The organism is Streptomyces sp. N50 (assembly GCF_033335955.1).
GTDB lineage: Bacteria > Actinomycetota > Actinomycetes > Streptomycetales > Streptomycetaceae > Streptomyces.
Genome location: NZ_CP137549.1, coordinates 7575528 through 7590990, shown reverse-complemented (window position 1 = coordinate 7590990; position 15463 = coordinate 7575528). Strand labels below are relative to the sequence as shown.

Below are 15463 nucleotides of genomic sequence, written 5' to 3'. Positions count from 1 at the left end.
GAGAGGTTAAGGTCACAGCCACGTCCTCTGCTGCCCACCTGCACATTTGCCCTAGCATCCGAGCATGACGGTCCTGCCCGACGACGGGCTCTCGCTGGCCGCCGAGTTCCCTGACGCGACTCATGAGCAGTGGCAACGCCTGGTCGAAGGCGTACTGCGCAAGTCGGGCAAGGAAGTCTCGGGCGCCGCAGCGGAAGACGCCCTGTCCACCTCGCTGGAGGACGGACTCCGTGCCCGTCCTCTGTACACAGCCGACGACTCCGCGCCCGAGCCCGGCCTCCCCGGATTCGCCCCCTTCGTCCGGGGCGGCCGCGCCGAGGGCAACACGCTCGGCGGCTGGGACGTACGCCAGCGGCACACGACCGCCGACAACGCCGCGGTCCTCGGCGAGCTGGAGAACGGCGTCACCTCGCTGTGGCTGGTCACGGGCGAGCGCGGCATCCCGGTCGCGTCCCTCGGCGCCACCCTCGAAGGCGTCTATCTCGACCTGGCGCCCGTCGCCCTCGACGCGGGCGGCGAAGTCGAGCCCGCGGCAAGCGAGTTGCTACGGCTGTACGAGGAGCGGGGCGTCGCGCCCGAAGCCGCCCGCGGCACCCTCGGCGCCGACCCGCTGGGCTTCGCGGCCCGCACCGGGAACGAGGGCTTCCCCTTCGCGCCCGTGGCCGCACTCGCCCGGCGCTGCGCCGAGGGGTACCCGCGGCTGCGCGCGCTGACCGTGGACGCGCTGCCGTACCACGAGGCCGGCGGTTCGGCGGCGCAGGAGCTGGGCGCCTCGCTGGCGACCGGTGTCGCCTATCTGCGGGAGCTGACCGAGGCGGGCCTGAGCGTCGAACAGGCCGTGGGCCAGCTGGAGTTCAGGTACGCGGCGACGGCCGACCAGTTCCTCACCATCGCCAAGCTGCGCGCGGCGCGCAGGCTGTGGGCACGCGTGACCGAGGTGTGCGGGGCGCCGAGCGGGCAGACGCAGCACGCGGTGACCTCGCCGGTGATGATGTCCCGCCGCGACCCGTGGGTGAACATGCTGCGCACGACGGTCGCGACGCTGGCCGCCGGGGTGGGCGGCGCCGAGTCCGTCACTGTGCTGCCCTTCGACCACGCGCTGGGCCTGCCGGACGCGTTCGCGCGCCGGATCGCCCGCAACACCTCGACGATCCTGGTCGAGGAGTCCCATCTGTCCCGGGTGATCGACCCGGCGGGCGGCTCCTGGTACGTGGAGCGCCTCACGGACGAACTCGCCCACGCGGGCTGGGAGTTCTTCCAGCACATCGAGCAACAGGGCGGCCAGGCAGCCGCGTTGCGCTCCGGCAGCCTCCGTGAGGACCTCGCCACGACCTGGGCGGCCCGCAGCGCGAAACTCGCCAAGCGCCGCGAACCCATCACCGGCGTAAGCGAGTTCCCGAACCTGACCGAACGCCTCCCGGAGCGCGCCCCCGCTCCCACGGAACCCTCCGGCGGCCTGCCGCGCGTGCGCCGCGACGAGGCGTACGAAGAGTTGCGCGCCCGCTCCGACGCCCATCTCGCGGCGACCGGCTCCCGGCCGCGGATCTTCCTGGCGGCGCTCGGCCCGGCCGCCGCGCACACCGCCCGCCTCTCCTTCGCGTCGAACCTGTTCCAGGCGGGCGGCATCGAGCCCGTCACCGGGGGCGAGTTCGCGGACAGCGGGGCCACCGAGGCCTGCCTGTGCTCCAGCGACGCGCTCTACGAGGAGCAAGCGGCGTCGGTCGCCGGGGAGTTGAGGTCGGCCGGTGCCGGGCACGTGTTCCTCGCGGGCCGTCCCGGGCAGTACTCCGGTGTCGACGCCTACGTCTTCGCGGGCTGCGACGCCGTAGCCGTACTCTCCGCCACCCTCGACCGCATGGGAGTGTCCTGATGGCAGCGATCGGGCGCATCCCCGACTTCTCCGGGATCGAGCTGGGCACCCCGGCCACCGAAGCCGGTACCGGCACCGGCACCGGCACCGACGAGTGGCGTGACGCCGTCAAGAAGGCGGCCGACGGCGACGACCTCTTGTGGGAGACCCCGGAGGGCATCGCGGTCAAACCCCTGTACACGGGGCACGACTTGGAGGGCCTGGACTTCCTCGCCACCTACCCGGGCATCGCGCCGTATCTGCGCGGCCCGTACCCGACGATGTACGTCAACCAGCCCTGGACGATCCGCCAGTACGCGGGTTTCTCCACGGCCGAGGAGTCCAACGCCTTCTACCGCCGCAACCTGGCGGCCGGTCAGAAGGGCCTCTCCGTCGCCTTCGACCTGCCCACGCACCGGGGTTACGACAGCGACCACCCGCGCGTGACCGGTGACGTCGGCATGGCGGGCGTGGCGATCGACTCGATCTACGACATGCGCCAGCTCTTCGACGGCATCCCGCTGGACAAGATGACCGTGTCGATGACGATGAACGGCGCGGTACTTCCGGTGCTGGCGCTCTACATCGTGGCGGCGGAGGAACAGGGCGTACCGCCCGAGAAGTTGGCCGGGACCATCCAGAACGACATCCTCAAAGAGTTCATGGTCCGCAACACCTACATCTATCCGCCGAAGCCGTCGATGCGGATCATCTCCGACATCTTCGCCTACACCTCGCAGCGGATGCCCCGCTACAACTCGATCTCCATCTCCGGCTACCACATCCAAGAGGCGGGCGCGACGGCCGACTTGGAGCTGGCGTACACCCTCGCGGACGGCGTGGAGTACATCCGGGCGGGCCGCGAGGCGGGGATGGACGTGGACGCGTTCGCCCCCCGACTGTCCTTCTTCTGGGCGATCGGCATGAACTTCTTCATGGAGATCGCGAAGCTGCGCGCGGCCCGTCTCCTCTGGGCCAAGCTGGTCAAGCAGTTCGACCCGCAGAACGCCAAGTCCCTCTCCCTGCGCACCCATTCACAGACCTCGGGCTGGTCACTGACCGCACAGGACGTGTTCAACAACGTGACGCGTACGGCTGTGGAGGCCATGGCGGCCACGCAGGGCCACACGCAGTCGCTGCACACCAACGCCCTGGACGAGGCCCTCGCGCTGCCCACCGACTTCTCGGCGCGCATCGCCCGCAACACCCAGCTCCTCATCCAGCAGGAGTCCGGCACAACGCGCGTGATCGACCCGTGGGGCGGCAGCGCGTACGTCGAGAAGCTGACCTACGACCTCGCCCGTCGCGCCTGGCAGCACATCGAGGAGGTCGAGGCGGCGGGCGGCATGGCCAAGGCCATCGACGCGGGCATCCCGAAGCTGCGCATCGAGGAGGCCGCGGCCCGCACCCAGGCCCGCATCGACTCCGGCCGCCAGCCGGTCATCGGCGTCAACAAGTACCGGGTGGAGACCGACGAGCAGATCGACGTGCTCAAGGTCGACAACTCCTCCGTCCGCACCCAACAGATCGAGAAACTACGGCGGTTGCGCGCGGAACGCGACGAACAGGCCACCCAGGACGCGCTGCACGCCCTGACCCGGGCGGCGGGCGGTGAGGGCAACCTCCTGGAGCTGGCGGTGAACGCGGCCCGCGCGAAGGCGACGGTCGGCGAGATCTCCGACGCGCTGGAGAAGGTGTACGGGCGGCACGCGAGCCAGATCCGTACGATCGCCGGTGTGTACCGCACCGAAGCAGGCGACTCCCCGTCCGTGGAGCGCACCCGCACCCTCGTGGCCGGGTTCGAGGAGTCCGAGGGTCGCCGCCCCCGCATCCTGGTCGCCAAGATGGGCCAGGACGGCCACGACCGCGGCCAGAAGGTGATCGCCACCGCCTTCGCCGACCTCGGCTTCGACGTCGACGTCGGCCCGCTGTTCCAGACCCCGGGCGAGGTGGCCCGCCAGGCCGTGGAGGCGGACGTCCACATCGTCGGGGTCTCGTCCCTCGCCGCCGGACACCTCACCCTCGTACCGGCGTTGAAGGAATCGCTCGCCGAGGAGGGCCGCGAGGACATCATGATCGTCGTCGGCGGGGTCATCCCACCCCAGGACGTCCCCACCCTCCTGGAGATGGGCGCGGCGGCCGTGTTCCCGCCCGGGACGGTGATCCCGGACGCGGCCTACGACCTCGTACAACGCTTGGCCGCCGACCTCGGGCACACCCTGTGATCGAGCTCGACACCTATGTGAAGGGCGTACTCGACGGCAAGCGGGCCCTGGTGGCCCGTGCCATCACCCTGGTCGAGTCGACCAAGCCCCAACACCGGGTCATGGCCCAGCAGTTGCTGACCGAACTCCTCCCCCACAGCGGCCAGGCCCGCCGGATCGGCATCAGCGGCGTACCGGGCGTAGGCAAGTCGACCTTCATCGACGCGTTCGGCACATTGCTGACCTCGCAGGGCTTCCGGGTCGCGGTCCTCGCCGTGGACCCCTCCTCCAGCCGCACAGGCGGTTCGATCCTCGGCGACAAGACCCGCATGGAACGCCTGGCCGTGGACCCGGCCGCCTTCGTCCGCCCCTCCCCCACCGCCGGCACGCTGGGCGGCGTCGCGAAGGCGACCCGCGAGTCCATCGTGGTGATGGAGGCGGCGGGCTACGACGTCGTCCTCGTCGAGACGGTGGGCGTAGGTCAGTCGGAGACAGCGGTGGCCAACATGGTCGACTCCTTCCTGTTGTTGACGCTGGCCCGCACAGGCGACCAACTCCAGGGCATCAAGAAGGGCGTCCTGGAGTTGGCGGACGTCATCGCGGTCAACAAGGCGGACGGCCCGCACGAGCGAGACGCGAAGAGCGCGGCCCGCGAACTGGCGGGCGCCCTAAGGCTGATGCACCCCGTCGACGCGGCCTGGACCCCACCGGTCCTCAGTTGCAGCGCCCGGGAAGGCACCGGCCTGGACACGGTCTGGGAGCGTCTGGAACAACACCGCTCACTGCTGGACTCCTCCGGCCGCCTGGCCGCGAAGCGCAGCGAGCAGCAGGTGGACTGGACGTGGACGATGGTCCGCGAGGAGCTGCTGGGCAGCCTGCGCTCCGATCCGACGGTACGTGCGCTGGCTCCGAACCTCGAACGCCAGGTACGCGAAGGCGAGTTGACGGCGACCTTGGCGGCAGAGGAAATCCTGCGAGCCTTCACATCCCGGGGCCCCGGATCTACCTAGGGGCGCGGGGAACTGCGCGACCAGCCCCCACCGGCCCGCAGACAAAAAATCGACGCACCCACCCCACACCCTTTAGGCTGGCCACGCAGCTGGTTCGCCCCGTCAGCCAGACGGAACGCGTCGCAAGAGGGAACCCGGTGAAATTCCGGGACTGCCCCGCAGCGGTAAGCAGGAACGACCGCCGTCATACGCACTGGGCCCACAACAGGACCTGGGAAGCGACGGCCAGTAGGTGACCTCCGGTCCAAACGGAGGCCGTGCCCGCAAGTCCGAAGACCTGCCACCTGCCCGCACGCGAAGCATTCGCGCGCGGAATCCCGGTGACCTCGTGGGCGGGTCGGCGTACACATCGGCGGTCACGACAACCGCCCGATCTGACGTTCCTTCGCGCCCCCGTCCCCCACCGGGACCTCAGGGATACATCTCGCGAAGGAGAGTTCCGTGACAACAAAGTCCGCGGCAGCCCGGGCAACCGTCCACGGCTACCCCCGCCAGGGCAGGGGCCGGGAACTGAAGAAGGCCATCGAGGGCTACTGGAAGGGCCGCGTCGACGCGGACGCCCTCCGGACCACCGCCGCCGACCTGCGCCGCACCAACTGGCAGCACCTGACGGACGCCGGCATCCACGAGGTACCGACCGGCGACTTCTCGTACTACGACCACGTCCTGGACACCACCGTCATGGTCGGCGCGATCCCCGAACGCCACCGCGCCGCCGTCGAACTCGACGCGCTGGACGGCTACTTCGCGATGGCGCGCGGCACACAGGACGTGGCGCCGCTGGAAATGACGAAGTGGTTCGACACCAACTACCACTACCTCGTGCCCGAGTTGCGCCCGGACACGGTCTTCACCACCAACTCCACCAAGCAGGTCTCGGAGTTGAAGGAGGCCCTCGCCCTCGGCCTGACCGCCCGCCCGGTACTGGTCGGCCCCATCACCTACCTCCTGCTCGCCAAGCCCGCCCCCGGCGTCTCCGCGGACTTCGACCCGCTGACCCTCCTGGACCGGCTGCTCCCCGTGTACGCCGAGGTCCTCGCCGACCTCCGCGCGGCGGGCGCGGAATGGGTACAGCTCGACGAACCCGCCCTCGTCCAGGACCGCACCCCGGCCGAACTGAACGCCACGACCCGCGCCTACCGCGACCTCGGCGCCCTCACGGACCGACCGAAGCTGCTGGTCGCCTCGTACTTCGACCGGCTCGGCGATGCCCTGCCGGTGCTCGCGAAGGCACCCGTGGAGGGCCTCGCCCTGGACTTCACCGAGTCCGCCGCAGCCAACCTGGACGCCCTCGCCGCAGTCGGCGGGCTCCCCGGCAAGCGGCTGGTCGCAGGGGTGGTCAACGGCCGCAACGTCTGGGTCAACGACCTCACCAAGTCCCTTGCCACATTGGGCACGTTGCTCGGTCTCGCCGACCGGGTCGACGTGGCCGCGTCCTGCTCACTCCTCCACGTGCCGCTGGACGCGGCCGCCGAGCGGGACATCGAGCCGCAGATCCTGCGCTGGCTCGCGTTCGCGCGGCAGAAGACGTCCGAGATCGTCACGCTCGCCAAGGGCCTGGCGCAGGGCACCGACACGATCGCCGCCGAACTCGCCGCCAACCGCGCCGACTTGGCCTCCCGAGCCGGTTCGGCCCTCACCAGCGACCCCGCCGTACGGGCCAGGGCCGCCGCCGTCACCGACGTGGACGCCCGCCGCTCCCAGCCGTACGCCGAGCGGACAGCGGCCCAGCGCGCGCACCTCGGGCTGCCGCCGCTGCCGACGACCACGATCGGGTCGTTCCCGCAGACCGCCGAACTCCGCACCGCGCGGGCCGACTTGAGGGCGCGGCGGATCGACGCGGCCGGATACGAGGAGCGGATCAGGGCCGAGATCCAGGAGGTGATCTCGTTCCAGGAGAAGACGGGCCTGGACGTCCTCGTGCACGGCGAGCCCGAACGCAACGACATGGTCCAGTACTTCGCCGAGCAGCTCACCGGGTACCTTGCCACGCAGCACGGCTGGGTCCAGTCCTACGGCACCCGTTACGTCCGCCCGCCGATCCTGGCCGGAGACATCTCCCGCCCCGAGCCGATGACGGTGCGCTGGACGACGTACGCCCAGTCGCTCACCTCGCGCCCGGTCAAGGGCATGCTCACCGGGCCGGTCACCATGCTCGCCTGGTCCTTCGTCCGCGACGACCAACCGCTCGGCGACACTGCCCGACAGGTCGCCCTCGCCCTGCGCGACGAGGTCAACGACCTTGAGGCGGCCGGGACTTCGGTCATCCAGGTCGACGAGCCCGCCCTGCGCGAGACCCTCCCGCTGCGCGCGGCGGACCGGGAGGCGTATCTCGCCTGGGCCACCGAGGCGTTCCGGCTGACCACCTCCGGTGTCCGGCCAAAGACACAGGTCCACACGCACATGTGCTACGCCGAGTTCGGCGACATCGTGCAGGCCATCGACGACCTCGACGCGGACGTCATCAGCCTGGAGGCGGCCCGTTCGCACATGCAGGTCGCGCGTGAACTGGCCGAGCACGGTTATCCGCGCGAGGCGGGACCGGGTGTCTACGACATCCACTCCCCGCGCGTGCCGAGTGCTGCCGAGGCGGCGGCCTTGCTGCGCAAGGGACTTGAGGCGATTCCGGCGGAGCGGCTGTGGGTGAACCCGGACTGCGGTCTGAAGACGCGCGGCTGGCCGGAGACCCGAGCTTCGCTGGAGAACCTGGTCGGGGCGGCCCGCACGGTGCGTGAGGAGCTGGCTGGTTCCTGATCCGATGGTGGCGGGGGCGGCGGGGAGGACGTCCTCCCCGCCGCCCCCGCCCTGAGGTGCGTGGGAGACGATGACCCGCACAGCCCGCAGAACTGGAGCGACGAAGTGACCAGCCGCATCACCTTGATCTCGCCGGCGATGAACCGGTCCCTGCGGGAGACCCGGTTCGACGACGGCGCCTCACTCGACCCGCGCGGTACGGCCCGTGCCGAGTCCCTCGCCGGTTCGCTCCGGGCGGCCGACCGGGTGCTGGTCTCTCCCACCACGCGCTGCCGGGAGACGGCGTCCGCCCTCGGCCTGGCGGCCGTGGAGGAGCCCGAGTTGGCGGGGCTGGACATGGGGCGTTGGCGCGGTCTGACGCTCGACGAGGTGATGATCCGGGAGCCGGACGCGATGATGTCCTGGCTGACGGACCCGGACGCGATGTCCCATGGCGGGGAGTCGGTGCGGGCGTTGTGCGAGCGGGCGGCCCGATGGCTGGAGGCAGCCGCGGAGTTCGAGGGCAGGACCATCGCCGTGGTCGAGCAGGAGTTCGTACGGGCGCTGGCGGTCACGATCCTCGACGCGCCCGGGCCCGCTTTCTGGCGGCTCGACGTACGGCCGTTGACCGCGACCGAACTCAGCGGGCATGCCGGACGATGGAATCTTCAACTCGGGCGGGTGTTGATCCCGGAGGCCGCGGACCGGTGAGGCAGTAGGGCTCGCGAATCGGCAGTGACCCTTGGTCCGGCCACCCTCGCCCCGCTATACACTCAGAGTATAATCGTTGTGTATAGTCCCGGCATGCCATCACTGAGTGCTCTGTGCAAGAAGAGGGAAAGACCCCGGGCCGGGTTGCGTGCCGTCGGCATGTTTGTGGCGGTTGCCGTGCTGGGGCTGGGGTCGAGCGGGTGTACCAGGCTCGACACGACCGCGCCGGCCGCCGCCCGGGCCGAGGCCGCGTCCGCCACCGCGCGGGTCGGGTTCGGGACGGTCGACTGTCGGGAGGCGAAGTGCATCGCGCTGACCTTTGACGCCGGGCCCAGTGAGAACTCGGCGCGGTTGCTCGACATCCTGAAGGAGAGGCACGTCCCGGCGACCTTCTTCCTGCTCGGCAAGCGGCACATCGAGAAGTACCCGGAGCTGGTCGAGCGGATGGCGGCCGAGGGGCACGAGGTGGCCAGTCACACCTGGGACCACAAGATCCTGACCCGAATATCCCCCGCGCAGATACGCGACGAACTGGTCCGCACGGACGACGCGATAGAGCGGATCACCGGCAGGCGGCCCACGCTGATGCGCCCGCCGCAGGGCCGTACCGACGACGAAGTGCACAAGATCTGCCGGGAGTTGGGCCTCTCGGAGGTGCTGTGGAGCGTCACCGCCAAGGACTACGCGACCACCGACTCCGCGCTGATCACCAAGCGCGTCCTCGCCCAGGCCTCCCGCGACGGCATCATCCTGCTGCACGACCTGTACCAGGGCACCGTGCCCGCCGTACCCGGGATCATCGACGCGCTGAAGGAGCGCGGGTACGTGTTCGTGACCGTGCCGCAGCTCCTCGCGCCCGGGAAGGCGGAGCCGGGGAAGGTGTACCGGCCCTGAGTCACCAGGTCAGGTGCAGGGCGTACGGGGAGCGGTGGATCATCGTCGGGCGCATGGTGACCGGACGGTCCGGTGCCAGCCGTAGGCCTGGGAGGCGGGTCGTCAACTCCTCCAGGGTGAGGCGGAGTTGCTCGCGGGCCAGTTGGGAGCCGGGGCAGCTGTGCACGCCGAAGCCGAAGGCCAGGTGGCGGGTCGGGGTGCGGGTGATGTCGAAGGTGTCGGCGCGGGCGTGGCGTTCCTCGTCGCGGTTGGCCGCGCCGAAGGCTACGAACAGCGTTGCCCCGGCGGGGAGTTCGGTACCGGCGAGGACGACCGGCCGGGTGGTGACCCTGCGGAAGCCCTGGAGCGCGGTGTCGTAGCGGGCGGCCTCCTCGATCGCGGCGGGGATGCGATCGGGTTCGGCGCAGAGCAGCTCCCACTGGTCCCGGTGACGGAGGAGATGCAGGACGGTCGTGCCGATGAGCGCGGTGGTGGTGAGGTGACCGGCGATGAGCAAGTTCTGGAGATGGGCGACGAGTTCGTGCCTGTGCTCCAGGGTGAGGTCGCCGTCCTCCTCGCCCGTCACCGAGGCGATCAGTTCCGTGCCGAGGTCCTGGCGGGGGTGCGCGTGCCGCTCCCGCACGTAGCGGTCGAGGATGTGCTGCATCGCGACGACGTCCTCGGCCGCGGCGATCTGCTCGTCCTCCTCCAGCGGGCGGAAGAGCAACTCCTCGGCGCGGTGGCCCCCGTGGACGACTCCGGGCACGTCGGCGGGGGCCAGGCCGACGATCCTGCCGACGACCTCGCCGGGGAGCCGTCTGGCGTACGCCGACATCAACTCGACGTGCCCGTGCTCGCGTTGCCCGTCCGCGAACGTGTCCACCAGGGCCGCGGCGCGCTCGGCCGCGTACGGCAGGACCGCCGCGACCCGGGACGGCGAGAGGCCGCGGACGATCGGTGCGCGCAGCTGCTGGTGCCGCGCGCCGTCCGCGGTGACGACGACGGGCCGTCCGCCGAACCCGCCGCCGAGGACGGCGAGCGCGGCGGGCGTCGGCAGCACGTCGGGGCGTAGGGCCATCGCCGAGGAGAAGTCCTCGGGGCTGCGCAGGACTTCGCGTACGTCGGTGTCCCGGGAGACGAGCCAGGCGTCGAGTTCCGCGAGGTGGGTGAGGCCCTCGGTCTGCCGTGCCCGGGTGTAGGCCGGGTACGGGTCGCGCTGCAAGTCGTCGAGTCTGGCGTGCAGTTCGCGGTCCACGGGACACCCTCCGGCCGATGGCGTGATGCGGTGCGGGGTGGTGCGTGCAGGTCGCGCTCATCGTGCCGTAGGGGGGTGCGGGTGCGGTAGGGAACTTCCGGGCAGAGCGGCCCGGTTGGTCAGAAGACGACCGTCCAACCCTCCCGTGCCGCTTGGTCCGCCGTGTAGGAAACGCCGTGCACCTTCAGGCCGTTCGCGTCGAGGAGAGTGATCTCGCCGCCCTGGTTGCCGAGTTGGACGCCGTCGGTGAGGGGGACGAGGAGGGTGGCGCCGGCGGCGAGGGGGCCGGGCGGTACCGCGCAGGAGTGGCCGAGGCGGTCCCGGACGCGCCAGCCGGTGGGGTCGAGCGGGTCGGGTGAGGCGTTGAGGAGCGTGACGCTCTCCGGCTCGGGTGCCGGGCCGCGCGGGTTGACCAGGGCCGCCACGACGCGGACGGGCTGGCTGCCGGGGTCGGGGCGCGAACCGTCGGTGCCGTCCAGGGTGTGGCCGGTGGTGTCGTCGGTGTGCCAGGACTGGCTCTGGAAGGCGAGGAAGATGCCGACCCAGCGGGACTGTGCCGGGAAGTGGATGAGGAGGCCGCCGTCCTGCCAGACCCCGTCGTCACCGCTGAACCGGCGGCTGTTGCCCTGGTTCATGTGGATGTCGTGGACGCCGTTGCCCGGCAGGAAGCCGAACACCTTGTCCTTGACGGTCGGTTCGGGGCCGAAGCGCTCGCCGAAGACGTAGAGCCGGGCGTCCGGGTCGTCCACCGCGCGGCGTACGTAGTGGTCGAGGAGGTCGGCGAGGTCGTTGTCGGGGCCGCTCGCGTCCGGCGGGAGGGTGCGGAGCCGCGCCGGGTCGAAGAGGTTGCCGCGCACGAAGTCGAGGTTCGGGCCGCCGGGTCCGGGCAGCAGCGTGTTCCAGCCGCTCGGGAGGCCCTCCAGGCGGGCGGTGAGCGGGTGTTGGAAGTCCTCGTCGACGAGATAGAGCAGCTCGGAGGGCTGTTCCGCCGACAGGACGTTGACCGCGGCCCGGAAATGCGTTCCCGCGTCGTCCGTGAGATGGATCTGGTAGTGCGGTGTACCGGCGGCGCCCTCGCGCCTCGTGTCCACCGCGCGCGTGATCAGTACGCCGTAGGCCTTCAGTGGCATGGCGGTCAACTCCCCCTGCGGGCAGGCGGGATGCCCGCCCATGAGGGAAAGCGTAGGGGGGAGGCGTCCCCTCCGGCCGGGACGCGGGGAAATTCGGGGCGGCTGTCCGGTGTACGTCTCCGTATCTATGAGCCGCTAGGCCATGGGTGTGAGCCGGCGATGAAAGTACCGCTGATCAAGAAGCGTTCTCTACGATCCATACATGGTCAACTTCCGTCTCGAACGTACGGCTCCGCTTCCCCTTGAGGAGGCGTGGCGCCGGTTGACGGAGTGGCCACGCCACGCCGATGTCGTCCCGCTGACCCGGGTCACCGTGGTCACTCCCCCGCCGACCCGCGAGGGCACGGTCTTCGTGGCCCGCTCCGGGCTCGGCCCGCTCGGTTTCGACGACCGGATGGAGGTCACGGTGTGGCGCCCGCCGACGGAGGACGAGCCGGGTCTGGTCCGCCTGGAGAAGCGGGGGCGGGTCGTCACGGGCTGGGCGGAGATCGAGGTGCGGCCGGGGCCGGGGGGCCGTAGCCGCGTGGTGTGGGAGGAGGAGCTGGCGGTCCGCTTCCTGCCGGGGTTCTTCGACCGGCCGCTGAGGTGGGCGGCACGGTCGATGTTCGGGCGGGCGGTGAACGCGCTGCTGAGACGGGCGTGATGCGGCCGGTCCTCAGGGAGTCAGCCCTAGGGAGCCAGTCCTTAGGGAGCCAGTCCTTAGGGAGTCAGTCCTTACGGCCGGTCACCGCGACCGTCACGCCCAAGCCGATCATCGTGAGCCCGCCGACCCCGCCCACCGCGGAGAGCCGGCGCGGTGAGCGGGCGAACCAGTCCCTGGCCGTGGACGCGACCAGCCCCCACACGCTGTCCGAGGCCACGGCGATGAGGTTGAAGACCAGGCCGAGCAGCAGCATCTGGCTGGTGACATGGCCCTGTTCGCGGTCCACGAACTGAGGCAGTACGGCGGCGAAGAACACGATGGTCTTGGGATTGGCCACCCCGACGGCGAACCCCTCCCACAGCGTGCGCAGGCCACTGTGCGGGGGCGCCTCCTCCCCGGCGAACACGGCCCGCAGCGACCCGCGTTGACGCCACGCCTTGACCCCGAGGTACACCAAGTACGCGGCGCCGGCGAGCTTCAGTGCCGTGAAGACCAGCACCGAGCGTTCCACCAGCGAACCGACGCCGAGCGCGACCGCGACGACGAGCAGATAGGCGCCGAGGGTGTTGCCGACGACGGTGGTCAGCGCGGCCCGGCGGCCGTGGGCCAGCGCCCGCCCGATCACGAACAGCACGCTGGGGCCGGGGACGATGATCAGCAGGAAGGACAGCGCCGCGAAGGCGGCAAGTCGGTCGGTGGACACCATGGGGCCATGGAAGATGGGGGTGCCCCGGGACCGCAACTCATTTCCGGGTGCCCCGAGGCCGACGCCCCGTACTCATTCCCGGGTGCCCCGAGGGCGATGCCCGGTGAGTGGAGCGAACGCCCTAGTGTGATGGCTCTGAACGGCCCATCCGGGCACGGGAATCAGGAAAGGTGACCGGCGAATGTCGCTTCGCCCCGGGGACACGGAGTCGATAGGCGGATACGCGCTGGTCGACCGGCTCGGCAGCGGCGGGATGGGTGTCGTGTACCTCGGGCGCTCGGCCTCGGGCCGGCAGGTCGCGGTCAAGGTCGTGCACGCCCAGTACGCGCTGGACGAGGAGTTCCGGGCCCGCTTCCGGCAGGAGATCGCCGCCGCCCGCCGGGTGAGCGGAGCGTTCACCGCTCCCGTCGTGGACGCCGACCCGGACGCCGAACTCCCCTGGATGGCCACGCTCTACGTGCCCGGCCGCACGCTGGCCGAAGTCGTCCAGAAGGACGGCCCGTTGGACGGCCAAGCCCTGCGCACCCTGGCGCTGGGACTGGTCGAGGCACTGCGGGACATCCATCAAGCGGGCGTCGTGCACCGGGACTTGAAGCCGAGCAATGTGCTGCTCGCCGAGGACGGCCCCCGCGTCATCGACTTCGGTATCTCCCGCGCCGCCGACAACCAGACCCTCACCGTCACCGGGCGGCTGATCGGCACCCCGCCCTTCATGTCCCCGGAGCAGTTCGCCGCGCCCCGGGACGTCACGGCCGCCTCGGACGTCTTCTCGCTCGGCTCGCTCCTCGTCTACGCGGCCACCGGCAACCGCGCCTTCGACGGCGCCAGCCCGTACCTGACGGGCTATCAAGTCATGCATGAGCAGCCGAGGTTGGACGGTGTGTCCGAGCCGCTGCGGAGCATCGCCGAGCGCTGCCTCGACAAGGACGCGGCGGCCCGTCCCCAACTGGCCGAACTGCAGGGTATGTTGCTGACCCTGCCCGAGGGCGAGACCGGGTCCCGGTCCGGGTCCGCCACGGCGGCGGATCTCCCGAGAACCGAACGTCCCCGCCCGCCCGCTCCGGCGACCGTCCCCGACAATGGGCAACACCCGCGCCGGTCCCGGCGACTCGTCATCGCCCTCGCCACCGCACTCGCCGTCACCACCCTCGGTCTGAGCACTCTGCACTGGCTGTCGGACGAGGGCACGGACCCTGGCTCGCCCGCCGCGTCCACGTCCTCCTCGTCCCCCGCCGCCGTATCGCTGCCCAGCGGCTGGAAGCCATGGCGGGCGAGCCTGCTCACCTCCCAGACCGGCGATCCCCTCGACTACACCCAGTCCGGCTGTCTGGCGGGCGACAGCACCACCGTGTACTGCGCCGGTACGGGCGCCACGGTCACCGCGCTGGACGCCGCCTCGGGCCGGGTCCGCTGGCGGTCGGGCACCAGCCCCGAGACCGCACTCCCCGTCGGTGTCCGGGACGGGCGCGTCTACACGTACGTCAAGCCCGACTCGAACGACACCTTCATCACCCGGCGCCTGGTCGCCCTGGACGCGAAGAACGGCACCCAGCTGTGGATCCACCCGATCAGGGACGACACGGACCCCGTCCTGTTCGACGGCGGGATCCTGGCGATGGACGTGGGCGCGACGAAGTTCGTGGCCTACGACGCGTCGGGCCGCCGGCTGTGGAGCGCACCCATCTGGTCGAACCTCGGGAACTCCTGCACTCCGACGGTCCTGGGCGGCGCCCCGTACGCCCTCTGCACGGTCGAGGACGATCCCTCCCAGGGCGACTTCGTCCTGATCCGCCTCGACCCCGCCACCGGCGCACAGCGGAAGGTCGCCGAACTCCCCACGGGGGCTTGGCCGTTGGGCGTCGGCAAGGGCCGGCTGCTGTTCCTCGCGCCGAAGCTGGCGCCGGAGGTCTTCGGCAGCGGCCCGGACCAGCTGTACACCGCCCTGGACCGGGTGAACCCGAGCACCGGCACGATCGAGCGGATCTCCCTGCCGGCCGGCACTCGCGGTACGGCCACCCTGGTCAAGGACGTGATCTACCTCGTCCGGCCGAACGGCACGGTCACCGCCGTCCGCGCGACCGACGGCAAGCGGCTCTGGCAGCGGGAGACGGACACCGAGAACCTGTCGACGCCGGTGTTCTCGGCGAAGTTCAACACCCTTTACTTCTCGAACCAGTTCGGCCGCCTGCTGGCTCTGGACCGGAGCACCGGAGCCGTCAAGTGGCGTACGTCCGCGCTGGCGAACGCCGGCGACTCGACGGACGACACCACGCCGTACGTCGTCCTCGTCAAGGACTCGATCGTGGCTGTGGCGGGCGACACGGCCTTTTCAGCCCGTCCCCGCTGAAC

Annotated in this window: 11 protein-coding genes and 1 riboswitch; of the genes, 8 read left to right on the top strand and 3 right to left on the bottom strand. The window is 70.8% G+C overall.

Translation table 11 applies throughout. The features are described 5' to 3' along the window. Nucleotides 1–64: 64 nt before the first annotated feature. The 6 genes from R2B38_RS33810 (at nucleotide 65) to R2B38_RS33785 (ending at nucleotide 9401) form a co-directional block, all read left to right on the top strand. Nucleotides 65–1870, top strand: coding sequence for a methylmalonyl-CoA mutase subunit beta (locus R2B38_RS33810; RefSeq protein ID WP_318019608.1), 1806 nt, complete (start codon nucleotides 65–67; stop codon nucleotides 1868–1870). Next, on the top strand, nucleotides 1870–4074 hold the full coding sequence (scpA, locus tag R2B38_RS33805; protein ID WP_318019607.1) for a methylmalonyl-CoA mutase: 2205 nt from the start codon (nucleotides 1870–1872) through the stop codon (nucleotides 4072–4074). Before R2B38_RS33810 ends, scpA begins: the two co-directional genes overlap by 1 nt. Beyond that, nucleotides 4071–5063, top strand: a complete 993-nt coding sequence (meaB, locus tag R2B38_RS33800; protein WP_318019606.1) for a methylmalonyl Co-A mutase-associated GTPase MeaB — start codon at nucleotides 4071–4073, stop codon at nucleotides 5061–5063. Before scpA ends, meaB begins: the two co-directional genes overlap by 4 nt. Nucleotides 5064–5136: 73 nt before the next feature. Further along, nucleotides 5137–5363, top strand: a riboswitch (cobalamin riboswitch). Between the two features lie 141 nt (nucleotides 5364–5504). Next, nucleotides 5505–7817 carry a 5-methyltetrahydropteroyltriglutamate--homocysteine S-methyltransferase gene (gene metE / locus R2B38_RS33795; RefSeq protein ID WP_318019605.1) on the top strand — a complete coding sequence of 771 codons (2313 nt, stop codon included), beginning with the start codon at nucleotides 5505–5507 and terminating at the stop codon, nucleotides 7815–7817. A 105-nt stretch (nucleotides 7818–7922) separates the two neighbouring features. Beyond that, nucleotides 7923–8507 (top strand): histidine phosphatase family protein, encoded by a 585-nt coding sequence (locus R2B38_RS33790; RefSeq protein ID WP_318021862.1) that lies wholly within the window; start codon nucleotides 7923–7925, stop codon nucleotides 8505–8507. 159 nt (nucleotides 8508–8666) lie between these two features. Then, a complete protein-coding gene (locus R2B38_RS33785; RefSeq protein ID WP_318021861.1) occupies nucleotides 8667–9401 on the top strand; it encodes a polysaccharide deacetylase family protein in 735 nt (244 codons plus the stop codon). Nucleotide 9402: 1 nt separating this feature from the next. Here R2B38_RS33785 and R2B38_RS33780 read toward each other — a convergent pair whose 3' ends face one another. Beyond that, on the bottom strand, nucleotides 9403–10635 hold the full coding sequence (locus R2B38_RS33780) for a cytochrome P450 (RefSeq protein ID WP_318019604.1): 1233 nt from the start codon (nucleotides 10633–10635) through the stop codon (nucleotides 9403–9405). A 119-nt stretch (nucleotides 10636–10754) separates the two neighbouring features. Further along, entirely contained in the window at nucleotides 10755–11765 is a 1011-nt protein-coding gene (locus tag R2B38_RS33775) for a DUF2278 family protein (RefSeq protein WP_318021860.1), read from the bottom strand. Between the two features lie 202 nt (nucleotides 11766–11967). On the opposite strand from R2B38_RS33775, the gene R2B38_RS33770 reads away from it, so the two are divergent. Continuing rightward, on the top strand, nucleotides 11968–12408 hold the full coding sequence (locus tag R2B38_RS33770) for an SRPBCC family protein (protein ID WP_318019603.1): 441 nt from the start codon (nucleotides 11968–11970) through the stop codon (nucleotides 12406–12408). A gap of 64 nt (nucleotides 12409–12472) precedes the next feature. Here R2B38_RS33770 and R2B38_RS33765 read toward each other — a convergent pair whose 3' ends face one another. Continuing rightward, complete coding sequence (locus R2B38_RS33765) at nucleotides 12473–13114, bottom strand: LysE family translocator (RefSeq protein ID WP_318019602.1); 642 nt, start codon at nucleotides 13112–13114, stop codon at nucleotides 12473–12475. 181 nt (nucleotides 13115–13295) lie between these two features. On the opposite strand from R2B38_RS33765, the gene R2B38_RS33760 reads away from it, so the two are divergent. Further along, nucleotides 13296–15461, top strand: coding sequence for a protein kinase domain-containing protein (locus tag R2B38_RS33760; RefSeq protein ID WP_318019601.1), 2166 nt, complete (start codon nucleotides 13296–13298; stop codon nucleotides 15459–15461). Nucleotides 15462–15463: the final 2 nt, after the last annotated feature.

Coding starts and splice junctions, on each gene's coding strand:
- R2B38_RS33810 (WP_318019608.1), top strand. CDS start 65: ATGACGGTCCTGCCCGACGACGGGCTCTCGCTGGCCGCCGAGTTCCCT.
- scpA (WP_318019607.1), top strand. CDS start 1,870: ATGGCAGCGATCGGGCGCATCCCCGACTTCTCCGGGATCGAGCTGGGC.
- R2B38_RS33785 (WP_318021861.1), top strand. CDS start 8,667: ATGTTTGTGGCGGTTGCCGTGCTGGGGCTGGGGTCGAGCGGGTGTACC.
- R2B38_RS33775 (WP_318021860.1), bottom strand. CDS start 11,765: ATGCCACTGAAGGCCTACGGCGTACTGATCACGCGCGCGGTGGACACG.
- R2B38_RS33770 (WP_318019603.1), top strand. CDS start 11,968: ATGGTCAACTTCCGTCTCGAACGTACGGCTCCGCTTCCCCTTGAGGAG.
- R2B38_RS33765 (WP_318019602.1), bottom strand. CDS start 13,114: ATGGTGTCCACCGACCGACTTGCCGCCTTCGCGGCGCTGTCCTTCCTG.
- R2B38_RS33760 (WP_318019601.1), top strand. CDS start 13,296: ATGTCGCTTCGCCCCGGGGACACGGAGTCGATAGGCGGATACGCGCTG.